At 71.9% G+C, this 14,469-nt stretch carries 15 protein-coding genes; 13 read left to right on the forward strand and 2 right to left on the reverse strand.

Annotated elements, in window-relative coordinates:
• The first annotated feature begins 102 nt into the window (after positions 1-102).
• The 4 genes from ABT299_RS17100 to ABT299_RS17115 all read left to right on the forward strand — a co-directional run bounded on the left by ABT299_RS17100 (position 103) and on the right by ABT299_RS17115 (position 2,810).
• Positions 103-1,023: a proline dehydrogenase family protein gene (locus ABT299_RS17100; protein WP_500251350.1), complete on the forward strand. Its 921-nt coding sequence runs from the start codon at positions 103-105 to the stop codon at positions 1,021-1,023.
• 82 nt (positions 1,024-1,105) lie between these two features.
• Positions 1,106-1,900 (forward strand): pyrroline-5-carboxylate reductase, encoded by a 795-nt coding sequence (gene proC / locus ABT299_RS17105; protein WP_500251351.1) that lies wholly within the window; start codon positions 1,106-1,108, stop codon positions 1,898-1,900.
• Between the two features lie 151 nt (positions 1,901-2,051).
• Positions 2,052-2,486: a hypothetical protein gene (locus ABT299_RS17110; RefSeq protein ID WP_500251352.1), complete on the forward strand. Its 435-nt coding sequence runs from the start codon at positions 2,052-2,054 to the stop codon at positions 2,484-2,486.
• 141 nt (positions 2,487-2,627) lie between these two features.
• Positions 2,628-2,810, forward strand: coding sequence for a hypothetical protein (locus tag ABT299_RS17115; protein WP_500251353.1), 183 nt, complete (start codon positions 2,628-2,630; stop codon positions 2,808-2,810).
• A 10-nt stretch (positions 2,811-2,820) separates the two neighbouring features.
• Here ABT299_RS17115 and ABT299_RS17120 read toward each other — a convergent pair whose 3' ends face one another.
• Positions 2,821-3,813 (reverse strand): alpha/beta hydrolase, encoded by a 993-nt coding sequence (locus tag ABT299_RS17120; protein ID WP_433244745.1) that lies wholly within the window; start codon positions 3,811-3,813, stop codon positions 2,821-2,823.
• A 194-nt stretch (positions 3,814-4,007) separates the two neighbouring features.
• Here ABT299_RS17120 and ABT299_RS17125 point away from each other — a divergent pair, with 194 nt between their 5' ends.
• The 9 genes from ABT299_RS17125 to ABT299_RS17165 all read left to right on the forward strand — a co-directional run bounded on the left by ABT299_RS17125 (position 4,008) and on the right by ABT299_RS17165 (position 11,820).
• Positions 4,008-5,168, forward strand: coding sequence for an acetoin utilization protein AcuC (locus ABT299_RS17125; RefSeq protein WP_387031973.1), 1,161 nt, complete (start codon positions 4,008-4,010; stop codon positions 5,166-5,168).
• A 76-nt stretch (positions 5,169-5,244) separates the two neighbouring features.
• A complete protein-coding gene (locus ABT299_RS17130) occupies positions 5,245-6,144 on the forward strand; it encodes a phosphatase (protein ID WP_500251354.1) in 900 nt (299 codons plus the stop codon).
• 340 nt (positions 6,145-6,484) lie between these two features.
• Positions 6,485-6,688, forward strand: a complete 204-nt coding sequence (locus tag ABT299_RS17135; RefSeq protein WP_067466901.1) for a helix-turn-helix domain-containing protein — start codon at positions 6,485-6,487, stop codon at positions 6,686-6,688.
• Positions 6,689-7,134: 446 nt separating this feature from the next.
• Positions 7,135-7,233, forward strand: a complete 99-nt coding sequence (locus ABT299_RS17140) for a 30S ribosomal protein bS22 (RefSeq protein ID WP_018654693.1) — start codon at positions 7,135-7,137, stop codon at positions 7,231-7,233.
• Between the two features lie 38 nt (positions 7,234-7,271).
• Positions 7,272-8,297: an NAD-dependent epimerase/dehydratase family protein gene (locus ABT299_RS17145; protein WP_500200835.1), complete on the forward strand. Its 1,026-nt coding sequence runs from the start codon at positions 7,272-7,274 to the stop codon at positions 8,295-8,297.
• Positions 8,298-8,399: 102 nt separating this feature from the next.
• Positions 8,400-9,347, forward strand: a complete 948-nt coding sequence (locus ABT299_RS17150) for a lysophospholipid acyltransferase family protein (RefSeq protein ID WP_433146790.1) — start codon at positions 8,400-8,402, stop codon at positions 9,345-9,347.
• 37 nt (positions 9,348-9,384) lie between these two features.
• The gene (locus tag ABT299_RS17155; RefSeq protein ID WP_500251355.1) at positions 9,385-10,560 is read left to right on the forward strand and encodes a low temperature requirement protein A; all 1,176 of its coding nucleotides are present in this window, start codon (positions 9,385-9,387) and stop codon (positions 10,558-10,560) included.
• A 72-nt stretch (positions 10,561-10,632) separates the two neighbouring features.
• A complete protein-coding gene (locus tag ABT299_RS17160) occupies positions 10,633-10,977 on the forward strand; it encodes a peptidase inhibitor family I36 protein (protein ID WP_500251356.1) in 345 nt (114 codons plus the stop codon).
• A gap of 78 nt (positions 10,978-11,055) precedes the next feature.
• Positions 11,056-11,820, forward strand: coding sequence for a dienelactone hydrolase family protein (locus ABT299_RS17165; RefSeq protein ID WP_387031966.1), 765 nt, complete (start codon positions 11,056-11,058; stop codon positions 11,818-11,820).
• A 1,087-nt stretch (positions 11,821-12,907) separates the two neighbouring features.
• Here the strand turns inward: ABT299_RS17165 and ABT299_RS17170 are convergent.
• Positions 12,908-14,191 carry an HNH endonuclease signature motif containing protein gene (locus ABT299_RS17170; protein ID WP_500251357.1) on the reverse strand — a complete coding sequence of 428 codons (1,284 nt, stop codon included), beginning with the start codon at positions 14,189-14,191 and terminating at the stop codon, positions 12,908-12,910.
• Between the last annotated feature and the right edge of the window lie 278 nt (positions 14,192-14,469).

The following is a 14,469-nucleotide window of genomic DNA, read 5'->3' on the forward strand; positions in this document are numbered from 1 at the left end:
GGGGCGTCGTGATCGGGGCGCCGGTCCGGGCATAACCTGGGCGGGAGGGGACGGCGGCTGTGAAGGAGCGGGCCGTCCCGCCGGACAAGGGGTTGTGCACCAGTGCTTCGTCAGGCGTTGCTGTTCGCGTCGCGCAGTGGCGGCGCACGCCGGATCATGGAGACCGCGCCGTTCACCGGCGACGTCGTCCGGCGGTTCGTCGCCGGGGAGACCATGGACGACGCGGCGCGCGTCATCGATGACCTCACCGCGGAGGGTCTGCTCGTCACGCTGGACGTCCTCGGCGAGGACACCGAGGACGGCGGGCGTGTCGAGGCCAACGTCGACCACTACGTCGCCCTGCTCGAACGGCTCGGGGAGTCCGGGCTGGGGGCGCGCGCCGAGGTGTCGGTGAAGCTGTCGGCGATCGGGCTGACCCTGGGCGAGGAAACCGCACTGGAGAACGCGCGCCGCATCTGCGGCGCGGCACGCTCCGCCAGCACGACCGTCACGCTCGACATGGAAGAGCACACCATGGTCGACGCGACGCTGCGGATCGTCCACGAGCTGCGCCGCGACTTCCCGGACGTGGGCGCGGTCATCCAGGCGTACCTGCGGCGCGCGGAGGAGCACTGCGCGGAGCTGGCGTACGAGGGGTCCCGCGTGAGGCTATGCAAGGGCGCCTACGCCGCGCCCGATGCGGTGGCCTTCACCGACAAGGAAGAGATCGACAAGTCGTACGTCCGCTGTATGAAGGTCCTGATGGCGGGCAAGGGCTACCCCATGATCGCCACCCACGACCCGCGCCTCATCGACATCGGCGGCGCGCTGGCGGTGCTGAACGAGCGCGACGCCGACACGTTCGAGTACCAGATGCTCTACGGCATCCGCTCAGCGGAGCAGCGCCGTCTCGCGGCGAAGGGCGCGCAGGTCCGCGTGTACGTCGCCTACGGGCGCGAGTGGTACGAGTACTTCATGCGGCGCCTCGCGGAGAGGCCGTCCAACCTCAAGCTGTTCGCGCGCTCCCTCGTCCACCGCGCCTGACCGTCCGCGCCTGGCCGTCCGGTGGCCGGGCGGCCCCCGATAGGCTGGTCCGGTCACTGGATCCCCACGTCAAGGTATGCCGATGATCGCGATTCTGGGTGCCGGGAAGATGGGCGAGGCGCTGCTGTCCGGGGTGCTCCGGGCCGGCCGCCGCCCGTCCGAGCTCGTGGCGACCGCGCGCCGCGAGGAGCGCGCGGCGCTGCTGCGCGAGCGCTACGGCATCGAGACCGTGTCCAACGCCGACGCCGCCGCGAAGGCCGATACGCTGGTCATCGCGGTGAAGCCGCAGGACATGGGCGCGCTGCTGGACGAGATCCGCCCGCACGTCGGCGGCGACCGGATGGTCGTCTCCATGGCGGCGGGCATCCCCACGGCGTTCATCGAGGAGCGGCTCCCGGCCGGGACGCCGGTGGTCCGCGTCATGTCGAACACGCCCGTCCACGTGGACGAGGCGATGAGCGTCATCTCGGCGGGGTCGCACGCGGGCGAGGAGCACCTGAAGCTCGCCGAGGAGCTGCTGTCGCCGGTCGGGAAGGTGCTGCGCATCCCCGAGTCGCTGCAGGACGGCGCGACGGCCCTGTCCGGCAGCGGCCCCGCGTACTTCTACTACCTGGTCGAGGCGATGGTCGACGCCGGCATCCTGCTCGGCATGCCGCGCGCCGCCGCGCTGGAGATGGTGATCCAGTCCGCCGTCGGCGCCGCGGTGATGCTGCGCGACTCCGGCGAGCATCCGGTGCTGCTGCGCGAGGCCGTGACGTCCCCGGGCGGGACGACGATCTCGGCCATCCGGGAGCTGGAGCGGCACGGCGTCCGCGCCGCCGTCCTGGAGGCGATCGAGGCGGCCCGCAACCGCGGCCGGGAGCTCGCCGGCGGCTGACCGCCCCGCCCCGCCCCGCCCCGCCCGCCTGCCCTGCTCCGCCCCGCCTGCCCTGCCCTGTTTTGCCCCGCACCGCGCACATCGCCCGGAAAAAGTGGAATTCCGAATGATCGGGTTGAGCCGGGCGGGGGTGCGGGGCCGTGTTAGGAGTATGCGACTCATACTCCGACTGCTGGTCGCCGCGGGACTCGCCGCGGACGCCGTCGTGCACTGGAGGTTCGCTCCCCAGATGGCGTTCGTCCAGGGCGGCTCGATCCACGGCGACCTGCTCTTCCGCATCCAGGCCGGGATCGCCGCCGTCGTCGCGGTGATCATTCTCACCTACGCGGCCCGCTGGTCGTACGCGCTGGCGTTCCTCGTCGCGGGGAGCGCGGTCGGCGCGCTCCTGCTCTACTACTACGTCGACGTCGGCGCGCTCGGTCCGCTGCCGGACATGCACGAGCCCGTCTGGTACACCAAGAAGACGATCAGCCTGGTCGGAGAGGGGATCGCGACGGTCGCGGCGGCGGTCGGCTTCCTCACCGTCCGTCGCCGGCCGGAGGACGGCGACCCGGTCTTCGAGCCCGAGCACGCCCGCAACTTCTGACCCGCGACGACCCGGTGATCGGGCCACGCGGGGTGACGGGCAGATTCCCTAGCGTGGCTAATGAGTCCGATTCCCGGGTGAAACAGGGATTTTCCTGGCTACCATCCCCGTTGATCTTGATGACGGCGGGGGAGGCGCGGGATGGTCGACCGGCGGAAACGGGACGCGGGCGTGCCCCGCGCGGCGTCCCCCGTGGAGCGGACGCTGCTGCACCGCACGCTCATCAGGCTCGGCGTGCCGCGCTTCATGGCCGACCACGCGGCCGCGCTCCTGGCCGCGAACCGCCGTTCCGCGCCCGAGGAGGGCAAGGGCGACGGCCGGTAGGTCCGCGCGCCTACGCCGCGACCTCCGACTTCTTGGGCGCCGGGGCCGTGACGGACCCGATGAAGCGGGCGGCGTCGCGCATCGCCGCGCTCGCCTCCGGAAGCACCCGGTTGAGGATCTGGAAGACGTGCATCTGCCCCTTCCAGACCTGGAGCTCGCAGTCGGCGCCCGCGGCGGTCAGCGCGTCCGCGAGCGCCTCCGCCTCGGGGCGCAGCACCTCCGCGCCGCCGACCTGGATCAGCACCGGCGGCGTGTCCGTCCACGCGCAGGTGAGCAGGGCGAGGCGCGGGTCGTCGAAGCCGCCCGGCCCCACCACGAGGCGGGCGACCCGGCGCGCCGCGTACGCGCTGATGTACGGGTCGCGGGCGCGCCGCTGCTCGCGGGTGGACAGCTCGCAGGTCAGGTCGACCCAGGGGGAGAACAGGACGATCCCGGCGGGGGACGGCAGCCCCGTCCTGCAGATCTCGCCCGCCAGCGTGGCGGCGAGGTGCCCGCCCGCCGAGTCGCCCGCCACGACGATCCCGGACGCGGGGACGCCGCGGTCGAGCAGCCACCGGTAGGCGGCGACGGCGTCCTCCAGCGCGGCGGGGAAGGGGTGCTCGGGCGCGAGCCGGTAGCGGGGCACGAGGACGGGCAGCCCGGTCTCGACCGCCAGCCGCGACGTGATCGACCGATGGGTGCGCGGCGAGCAGACGACGTAGCCGCCGCCGTGCAGGTAGAGGATCGCGCCCGCGGGCGACGCGCCCGCGGCGGGGGCCTCGGGCGCGTCCCGGGCGACGACCCACTCGCCCCTGACCGGTCGGTCACCGGGGCTCTCGACGCGCGGGTCCGCCAGCGGGACGACCCGGGCCCGCGAGCCGGCCCGCAGCAGCAGGGACGCGGCGTCCACGGCGGAGCGGGCGGTGCGGATGCTCGGGGCGTGCCCGGGGACCCGGTGCATGAAGGGGTGGACGCCCAGCCGGAGGGCGCCGGAGATCGCGCGGCTGCGGACGCTCTGGTCCATCGGCACCTCACTGGCTGTTTCCGTTGTGTTATGTACATGCCCATTTATGTCGTGTAATCAACATCACAGCTTGATCGCGAGGGACGTCCGGACCGGTGGGGTCTGTGATCCTGGCCACGGACCCGCCGCGATACCGTGAGGTCATGAGCGTCGCGCCGCCCTCCCAGCCTCCGCCCCGGGGCTGCGGGCTGGAGATCTTCTGGGACGACCGGCTCGTCTCCTACGACTTCGGGCCCGGCCACCCGATGAACCCGGTCCGCGTCGAGCTGACGATGGCGCTGGCCCGCGAGCTCGGCGTGCTGGACCGCAGCAACGTGCGGGTGTCGGAGTTCGAGACCGCCGACGACAAGCTGCTCCGCCTCGTCCACGAGGAGGCGTACATCGCGGCCGTCAAGCACGCGGGCGCGACCGGGCTGCCGGAGCCGCGGTACGGCCTCGGCACCGACGACAATCCCGTCTTCCTCGGCATGCACGACGCGTCCGCGCTGGTGACGGGCGCCTCGGTGGCCGCGGCGGAGGCGGTCTGGACGGGCCGCGCCGAGCACGCCGCGAACGTCTCCGGCGGCCTGCACCACGCGCTGAGCGGCGCCGCGAGCGGCTTCTGCGTCTACAACGACCCGGCCGTCGCGATCGCGTGGCTGCTGGAGAACGGCGCCGAGCGCGTCGCCTATGTCGACATCGACGTGCACCACGGCGACGGTGTCCAGGCCGCGTTCTACGACGACCCGCGCGTCCTGACGATCAGCCTGCACGAGACGCCGCGGACGCTGTTCCCCGGCACGGGGTTCCCCACCGAGACCGGCGCCGACGGCACGGCGGTCAACGTCTCGCTGCCGCCCGGCACCAACGACGCGTCCTGGCTGCGCGCGTTCGACGCGGTCGTCCCGCAGCTGCTGCGCCGGTTCCGCCCGCAGGTGCTCGTCACCCAGCAGGGCGCCGACTCGCACGCGCTCGACCCGCTCGCCCACCTGATCCTCACCGTGGACGGGCAGCGGACCGCGTACGCGGCGCTGCACCGGCTCGCGCACGAGACGGCCGGCGGCCGCTGGATCCTCACCGGCGGCGGTGGCTACGAGCTGGTCCAGGTCGTCCCGCGCGCCTGGACGCACCTGCTGGCGGAGGCGTCCGGCGACCCGATCGCGCCGGCCACCGAGACCCCGGACGCCTGGCGCGAGTTCGTGCGGAGGCGCACCGGCGAGATCGCCCCGCGCCGGATGACGGACGGGACGGACGTGGTGGAGGTGCACCGGTGGGGGAACGGCTACGACCCGGCGAACCCGGTCGACCAGGCGATCCTGGCGACCCGGCGGGAGGTCTTCCCCGAGCACGGCCTCGACCCGATGACGGACGAGTGACCGCGGCGAGTCACCGCGGACGGGCGACGACGAGCGACGAGCGACAAGCGACAAGTAGAGCGGCGGCGGACGAGTGATGGCGGATCCTGGCAAGCCCCCCACGCGGGACGAACTGCGCGCGCACCTCGTCCGCACGATGATCGCGGGCGACGTGGCGACACCGCGGCAGAACAACCTGCTGCACTACCGGCGGATGGCGGCCGGCAACCCGTACTACCGGTTCGGGCTGGAGCTCAAGCCGTCGTGGACGGAGCGGTCCGTGCTGGAGATGATGGTCGAGCGCTGCGGCGTGAACCCGGATCCGCGGCACGTGTACGGCGACGACACGATCGACCCCGACATCACCCTCGACACGCTGGAGGCGATGGGCGACCGGATCGGCCTCGCGGCGCGCCGCCGGGAGACCGTGGTGATCGCGACCGGGCATCCGGCCACGCTGACCCCGCTGTACCAGGGCGTCGCGCGGGCGCTGGCGGGCGCGGGCTGCCGCATCCTGACCCCGGCGGCGGGCTGGACGTACGAGATCGAGGTCGACTACGGCGGCTCCGACCTGCGCCGGATCGTCTACGCCGAGCCGGGCGTGGCGATGCTGGAGGGCGAGGACTTCCGCACCCACCACACGCACGACCCGCATCCGATGGAGGCGATGCTCCGCGAGCTGGCCTCGGGAGGCGCCGGCCCGGCCGCGTCCGCTGCAGCCGCGTCCGCTGATAGCGGAAACGGCGAGACCATGAACGATAAACACGATTCTTGGCCGGATCTGGCCATTGCCGATCACGGCTGGGCGGGCGCCGCCGGCCAGGCAGGCATCGACACCGTCGGATTCGCGGACTGTAACGATCCCGCGCTGTTCGCCGGCGCCGCCGAAGGCAAGATCGATGTGGTCGTCCCGCTGGACGACGGCGTGTCTCCGCACCATTACGGGCCCTTGACGGCGTATCTCCTCGCCCGCGCGGGGCTGTCCCCGAAGGACTGACCTTGCTTACCTTCCGGCGCGGCCGTCCATCCTGTCACTGGGTGTGACAGGGCTGCCGTAACGGTGTCCGTGGTTTGGCGCGGCCCCAGCGCGAACCTCTGAGTCGCAGGTCATCGCCTGTTTTCGGTTGACATTCGGTGGGATTGCCACGCCCAGTGCCGTCATGTTCGCGCTCCGTACGGGAGCAACGATATGGCCGCCCGGTCAGGGTCGGATACGGAAATGTGCGGAACTCCCCTCTTGCGACTGCCGATACGCGATTTACGCTGGAGGAAGTACACGTGCGTGATCAAAGTCACCCGAAGGGCCGGTGCGCGGCACGTGTGGAAGAGGGCGTCCGATGAGCTCAGGCGAGCGACCTCTCAGCGAGGTCAGGTTCCTGACCGTGGCCGAAGTGGCCTCGGTGATGCGGGTGTCCAAGATGACCGTCTACCGCCTCGTCCACTCGGGCGAGCTTCCCGCCATCCGGGTGGGCCGCTCGTTCCGGGTCCCCGAACAGGCTGTTCACGACTACCTGCGCGACGCGTACATCGAAGCCGGATAACGGGTGAGGGCGGGGCCGACAGGCCCTCGCCGAACCTGCCACCCGGCCGTGCAGGGGGCGCCGGGACGACCCGCGAGGACCGTCCCGGAGCTGGGGAAACAGGACGAGGACCGGCCGGCGGCCGGTAGGCCGCCGGACCCGGGGACCGGGCGGACGGGGCATCGCCGATGCCCCGCGCGACCCCCGGTCCGGAGCCGGTCCGGACACCGCGGGACGGGCGGAGTCACCATCCCCGCCCGCCCGCGCGGAACGGTGCCCGGCATCGCGGGCGGCGCCGCGGGACGGCGCGCGCGGCGCGGTGCCGGTCGCCGCGCGCCATGCCGCGGCGAGATCTCCACCTGCGCAGCGGTACCCTTGGGCAGCGGACCGTGCGCGCGTATCGAGTCATCACTCGCCTGCGGCACGTTCGTCTCCTGCACAACACCCGATACGCCGAGCGAGGTCTCGTGGGCTCTGTCATCAAGAAGCGCCGCAAGCGGATGGCCAAGAAGAAGCACCGCAAGCTGCTGAAGAAGACGCGCATCCAGCGCCGCAACAAGAAGTGAGCACGCCGGTCGCTCAGCCGTAAGGGGTGGGGCGCACAGTGCCTGCCGAGTCGGGGCCAGCCAAGCCCGCCGCGGCCCGTGTCGTCCTCGTCACGGGCGTCTCCCGTTTCCTGGGGGCGCGGGTCGCGCACGCCCTGCAGGCCGACCCGGGGATCGAGCGGGTCATCGGGGTGGACACCGTGCCGCCCACGATGCCGCTCGGCCGCACCGAGTTCGTGCGGGTCGACATCCGCACGCCCGGCATCGCGAAGATCATCTCGTCCGCCCGGGTCGACACCGTGGTGCACCTCAACCTGGTCACCTCGGCGTCGGTGCCGCGGGCGAAGGTGAAAGAGCTCAACGTCATCGGGACGATGCAGCTCCTCGGGGCGTGCCAGCGCTCGCCCGACGCGCGCAAGCTCGTCGTGCGGTCCTCGGCCGCCGTCTACGGCTCCTCCCCGATGGACCCGGCCGTGTTCACCGAGCGGGACGAGCCCGTCGAGGCGCCGACGTCCGGGTACGCCAAGGACGCCGTCGAGGTCGAGGGATACGTCCGCGGGCTGACGCGGCGCCGCTCCGACCTGACGGTGTCGGTGCTGCGGTTCGCCAACTTCGTCGGCCCCGGCGTCGACTCGCCGCTCACGCGGTACCTGCGCATGCCGGTCGTCCCGACGGTGCTGGGCTTCGATCCCCGGCTCCAGTTCGTCCACGAGGACGACGGCGTCGAGGTGCTGCGGCGGATGACCGTCGAGGACCACCCCGGCTGCTACAACGTGGCCGGCGACGGCGTGCTCCTGCTGTCGCAGGCGCTGCGCCGCGCGGGCCGCCCCTACGTGCCCGTCCCGGCGCCGTCGATCTCGCTGTTCGGCGACATGGGACGGCGGTTCGCGGGCATGTCGGGATTCTCGCCCGAGCTGCTGCGCTGGCTCACCTACGGCCGGGTCATCGACACCTCGGCCCTGGAGGAGGAGCTGGCATGGCGCCCGAAGTACGGGTCGGAGGCGGCGTTCGCCGACTTCGTCGCCGCCCAGGGCCTCGGCCGCCACGGCCCGGCGGCACGGCTGGCCTCGCTGCTGCGCGGCTGACCGGCGAGCGCGGCCGTACCGGCACGGTCCGGCCGGCGCGACCGGGCGACCCGTCCGGTGGACGACACCGTGCGGCCCGCGCCGCGCGGGGAAGGAGGCAGGATGATGCACGCCCGCCACGAGGACGACGAGGGCGCGCAGGTCATCCGGCTCGCCTCGGCCCGCCCTGACGGCGGCGAGGCGGGGGAGTCCGGCGGCGACGCCGGCACCGGCCCCGGGCCGCTGGAGCGCCGCATCGCGTCCGGACTGGCCTTCCTGCGCCGCCGCATCTCCGGCGAGTACGAGGTCGACGAGTTCGGCTACGACCCCGACTTCAACGAGAACGTCCTGCTCCCCGCGGCCCGCGCCCTCTACGAGCGCTGGTTCCGCGTCGAGGTCGCGGGCGTCGAGAACGTCCCGGCGGAGGGCGGCGCGCTGATCGTCGCCAACCACTCCGGCACCCTCCCGCTCGACGCGCTGATGCTGTCGGTCGCGCTGCACGACAACGCCCGCCGGTGCGTCCGGCTCCTCGGCGCCGACCTCGTCTACCAGGTGCCCGTCCTCGCGCACCTGGCCCGCAAGGCCGGCCACACCCTCGCCTGCCAGGCCGACGCCGCGCGGCTGCTCGGCAAGGGCGAGCTCGTCGGGGTGTTCCCGGAGGGCTTCAAGGGCGTCGGCAAACCGTTCGCCGACCGCTACAAGCTGCAGCGCTTCGGCCGCGGCGGCTTCGTCGGCACCGCGCTGCGCGCCGGCGTCCCGATCGTCCCGGCCGCCATCGTCGGCGCCGAGGAGATCTACCCCAAGATCGGCGACCTGCGGCCGCTCGCCCGGCTGCTCGGCCTGCCGTACTTCCCCGTCACCCCGACGTTCCCGCTGCTCGGGCCCGCCGGGCTCGTCCCGCTGCCGTCCAAGTGGATGATCCAGTTCGGCGAGCCGATGACGCTGGAGGAGTACGCCGCCGAGGACGCCGACGACCCGATGACCCTGTTCAACGTCACCGACCACGTCCGCGAGAACGTCCAGCAGATGCTGTACGACACCCTGCTGCGCCGCGGGCCCGCGTTCTTCTGAGAACGCCCGTGGGCGCGGCGCGCCCTAGAGTGAGCGCATGCCATCGCTGCGTACCCGGATGGTCGCCCGTGACCTGGCCGAACCCCACCGCGTCTCCAGCCCCCTGGAGCTGCTGTTCGACCTGACGTTCGTCGCCGCCGTGTCGCAGATCGCCGGACGGCTCGCGCACGCCACCGAGGAGGGCCACGCGGGCCACGCGGTCGGGGCGTTCCTCGCCGTGTTCTTCGCGATCTGGTGGGCGTGGATGAACTTCACCTGGTTCGCGTCCGCCTACGACACCGACGACGTCCCGTACCGCGTGATGACGTTCCTGCAGATGGCCGGCGTCCTCGTCCTCGCGGCGGGCGTGCCGTCGGCGTTCGACGGCGACTTCACCACCGTCACCATCGGCTACCTCGTCATGCGCGTCGGCCTCGTCAGCCTCTGGGTGCGCGCCGCCATCGCCCACCCCGACGGCCGCGCCACCGCCCTGCGCTACGCGATCGGGGTCTCGCTCGTCCAGGTGCTGTGGGTGTCCCGGCTCGCGCTCCCCGGCGACGGCCCGGTGTGGGCGTTCGTCGTCTGCGCCCTCGCGGACCTGTCCGTCCCGCTGTTCGCCGAACGCCCCGGCATGACGACCTGGCACCCGCACCACATCGCCGAACGGTACGGCCTGTTCACCATCATCCTGCTCGGCGAGAGCGTCCTCGCCGCCACCAACGCCGTCCAGGGCGCCGTCGCCCACGGGCTCAGCGCCGAACTCGTCGTCATCGCGCTCGCCGGGCTGACCGTCCTGTTCACGATCTGGTGGATCTACTTCTCCGAACCCGCCGGCGAGGGCCTCGAAGCGCGGCGCGACCGCTCGTTCATCTGGGGCTACGGCCACTACGCCATGTTCGCGGCCCTCGCCGCACTCGGCGCCGGACTCGAGGTCGCCGTCGCGTCCGCGGGTGAGGGCGAGCACGGCATCGCGGCGAGCGCGACCACCGTCGTCGCCGCGACCGCCGTGCCCGTCGCGATCGTCCTGGCCATGCTGTACGCCCTGCACGCCCCGCTCGGGCACGTCACCGTCCCGCCCCCGTTCACCGCCGTCGCGGTCGTCCTCACCCTGCTCACCGTGCCCGGCGCGGCCACCATCGGCGTCGCCGCCTCGCTCACCGCGATCGCCGTCGTGCTCGTCCTGCTGCTCGGCGCCACCCTCGTCCGCAAGAGCCGGAGCCTCGCCACGTCCTGACGGTACGCGGTCAGATGATCACGCACGGCTATGATCTTGAAAGGAGAGGCACCGGCCACCAGGGGGACCACCATGCTCCGTCGATTCCGGCTCGCGGCGACCACGCTCATGATCGCGGCGGGATCCGTCGCACCCGCGGCACCCGCCGCCGCCGACGACCCGTCCTCATGCCCGCAGGACGCGGCATGCCTCTACGAGAACCCGGACTACACCGGCGCCGTCACCGTCCTGCGTTTCGACCGGTATCCGTCGCAGTGCGCGTCCCTGTCCCAGACCGTCCGGTCGGGCGTCAACAACACTCCGTACTTCCTCAGCCTCTACGACGCCCCAGCATGCACGGGCAGCAGCCGTGTCGCGACCCTGCCCGCCCACTCGACCAGGCCCGCGTTCCCCGTCCCCATGCGCGCCTACTTGTAGGAGCGGCCTGGGCCGCACTGCGCGAGTAAGATCATCGGGTTCGCGCCGCGGGCGCGCGACCTGACGACGGGGGCTCCCATGGCGACCCAGATCACCGCGGACGAGGTACGGATCGACGTCGGGGGCCCGGCGCCGATGAACGCGTTCCTGGCCCGCCCGTCCGGCTCCGGCGCGCACCCGGCGGTCCTCGTCTGCTCCGAGCTGTGGGGCCTGACGGACCAGGTCCGCGACATCGCCCGGCAGGTCGCCGAGCTCGGCTACGTCGCCATCGCGCCGAACCTCTACCACCGCTCCGGCCCCGAGACCGCGTCCGGCTTCGCCGAGAGCGACGCCAACCGCACCCGCGCCTTCGACCTCCTCGGCCGCCTCACCCGCGACGACGTCGAAGCCGACCTGCGCGCCTGCGTCGCCCACGTCCGCGAGCACGCGAACGCCACCGAGAAGACCGGCGTCCTCGGCTTCAGCCTCGGCGGCCACATCGCCTTCTTCGCCGCCACCCGCCTCGACCTCGCCGCCGCCGCGATCTACTACCCCGGCTGGCTCCCCGTCGCCGGCACCGCGCTCAGCCGCCCGGAACCCCTGCTGGACGACGCCCCCGCCATCGCGTCCGGGGACGTCCGCACGCTCATGTTCTTCGCCGAGCTCGACCACGTCATCGACGCGGCCCAACGGGACCAGATCACCGCCGCCCTGGAGTCGGCGGGCGTCCGCCACGAGGAAGTCGTCTACCCGGGCGCGCAGCACGCCTTCTTCTTCCCGGGCCGCGAACCCTACGACGCCTCCGCCGCCGAAGACTCCTGGGCCCGCGTCCGCGCCCTCTTCACCGCCGAACTCGCCCAGTAGAGGCGCTTGGACGCCGCTCTTCGCTTCTCTCGGCTCGCTTTGTTGGCTCGCTTTGTTGGCTCGCTTTGTTGGATCGGCTTCGTTGGGCGCGGCTTCGCTTGGAGCCGAGCGGAGCGGCAATGGAAGCGGCACCGAAGCGAAGGCACTGGTGCGTGCGGGGATAGCACGTTGATACCCGGGGTGTGAGGCAGAGCTGAGGTGCTGCCTGCCGCCTGCTGGGGTGGTGCCTGCCGGTGGTGTCTGTGGTGGTGCCATCTGGCGGCGGTGCCTGCCGCTGGTGCCTGCCGGTGATGCCTGGTGGTGCCGTCTGGCGGTGGTGCCAGGCGGTGGGGCCGTCTGGTCGTGGTGCTTGCCGGTTGGATGCTTGTGGGAGCGGTGCTTGCGGGTTGGTGCTCGTGGGCTGGGTGGGGCGGCGCACCAGGATCGCGAGTCAAGGTTGCGATTCGGGGTGGACGAGTCGAGGTTGCGATTCGGGGTGGACGAGTCGGGGCTTGCTAGTCGGTGTTGCGCGCCGGTGTTGCGCGCCGGTGTCGCGCGTCCGGGATTGGCGGGATCGACGATTGGTGGCATCGGGGTATCGGGGGCATCGGGGCATAGGGCCCAGAGGCGGTGGGGGCGGCGCTTGCGTACGGGGCCGCCCCTCCAAAGTCAAGGGCGCCTTCGGCGTCGCTTCGCGATGGACTTCGTCCACCCTTGACTTTGGAGCCTCTGCGGCCCCTGAGGCAGCGTTAGGGGCAGGCTCCGCCTGCCCCGCCCCGGGTCGCGCCGCCCCACCGTCGCCCACGTAAGGGAGACCAGGAGAATTCGAGAGACCCGCCGCCGAGTTCGCTGGCGAGGCCATTCGGTGATTTGCCCGGGGTGACTCGGAGGGATCGGCAGCGCTCGGCCCGTTCATTGGAAGAGCCGTACGGACACCAGGGCGCGGGCGTGGTCACCGGAGGCAGTGGTCACCGGAGGCATTAGAGCGGCGTGGCGACAGGGGTGGGCTCGCGGTGCCCCGGCCACCCGGCGCGGGGAGGCGTCCGGGCGCCTCCCGCGCCGGTAGCGCGAGCGTGTGTGTATCCGGTGTGGCGGTGTCGAGTGCTGATCAGGCGGCCCAGTCGAGGGCGGGGTTATCGGGTGGTGGGCGGCCGATGCTGTCTGGTGGCCCGGTCCCGATTGTGGATCCTCTGGCGTCGGCTGGTGGGAGTAGCCGGTAGACGTATCGCCCGTCGCCATCTTTAGTGATCTGAACTTGATCGGGGCGACTGTGTTTGAAGCGGTTGTGCCATCCGCAGGTGAGGGCGAGCTGGTCGATGTCGGTGGGCGATTGTCCCAGTGCCCATCCGTGGACGTGGTCGACCTCGCACAGCGTTCCGGGCACTTCGCAGCCTCGTACCGCGCAGGAGGAGTACAGCGTCTCAAGGACTTGGCGTTGTGCTGCGGAGGCGAATCGTTCCCGGTGGCCGAGGTAGAGCGGTGTGTTTCCGCGTCCGAGGAGGAGGGGTGAGACTCCGGCGGCTAGGGCGATGCGGCGGGCTTGGGCGGCGGGGATGGGGGTGCCGTCGGTGAGGCGGGCGGGGGCGTTGCCGCCGGTGAGCGTCTCCAGGTCGCAGATCACGGTGACCTTGGACGCCTTGTGCCCGCCTGAGAGCACGCTCGACAAGGCGGCTGCGGTGCGTTCGGGGAGGTCGCGGCGGTCGTCCGGCCCGGCCGGCTTGGCCAGCGGGGCCAGGCTGCCGTCCCAGATGGCGGCGTCCTCGGGGTTCAGCCAGCCCTTGACGTACCGGCCACCGTCCAGCGAACGCGTGGTCGTGATCCACGACTTGTCGTAGCCGCGCTTGGTGTCCTCGTCGGGGGCGTCTTCAGTGTCGTCGCGTTCGGCGATGAGGTCTCGGATGCGGCGGCCGAACGCGGCGACCTTCCCGGCCGAGAAGCCTTGGTCGACGAAGCCGAGGAGGATTGTCTCGGCCTCGGCGCAGTCGTGGTCGTCGAGGCGCGCGACCGAGTCGGCGACGGTGATGGCGTAGCCGTGGGACAGGTCCCCGGCGGCGAGTCGTTCGGTCACCTGGGGGAGGCGATGACGCTGCCGGGCGAGGGTGAGGCGCTCCTTGGCTCGGCTGTCGCGCATGCCCAGCCGCGACCGCAGCCACGCCTGTGCGGAGGGATATCCCCACCGGGCCTGTTCTCCGGCGGTGTCGACCCGACCGATGAACGATGCCAGCGCGCTTTCCTGCATATCGGACGCTGCCACGAGGGTTTCGCTGAGTTCCAGGCATGCTGCCGGAGATTCGGGAGCCTCACGGGTGGCCAGTTCGGCGGCGATCATCGCAGCGGCGTTCACCAATTCCATGGTGGACGCCTCGTTGAGATCGACCTTGACCGAATGCATGAGTCGAGTATATCGACTGTGGCTGGTTTTGGAGTTGAGAAAGGGGGGCTATTTTTGTTGCTCTGAGGATAGGTATAGCTGGGTATACCTACATTTCCTTGCGGGGTTCGAGTCGGCGCCAATTCATCGCGCTATTTCGCCTCCAGTTCCCTTACGTGGGCGACGGTGGGGGCGGCGCGACCCGGGGCGGGGCAGGCGGAGCCTGCCCCCAACACCTGCCCAGGGGCCGCAGAGGCTCCAAAGTCAAGGGTGGACGAAGTCCATCGCGAAGCGACGCC

The organism is Spirillospora sp. NPDC000708 (assembly GCF_040299565.1).
Lineage (GTDB): Bacteria > Actinomycetota > Actinomycetes > Streptosporangiales > Streptosporangiaceae > Spirillospora.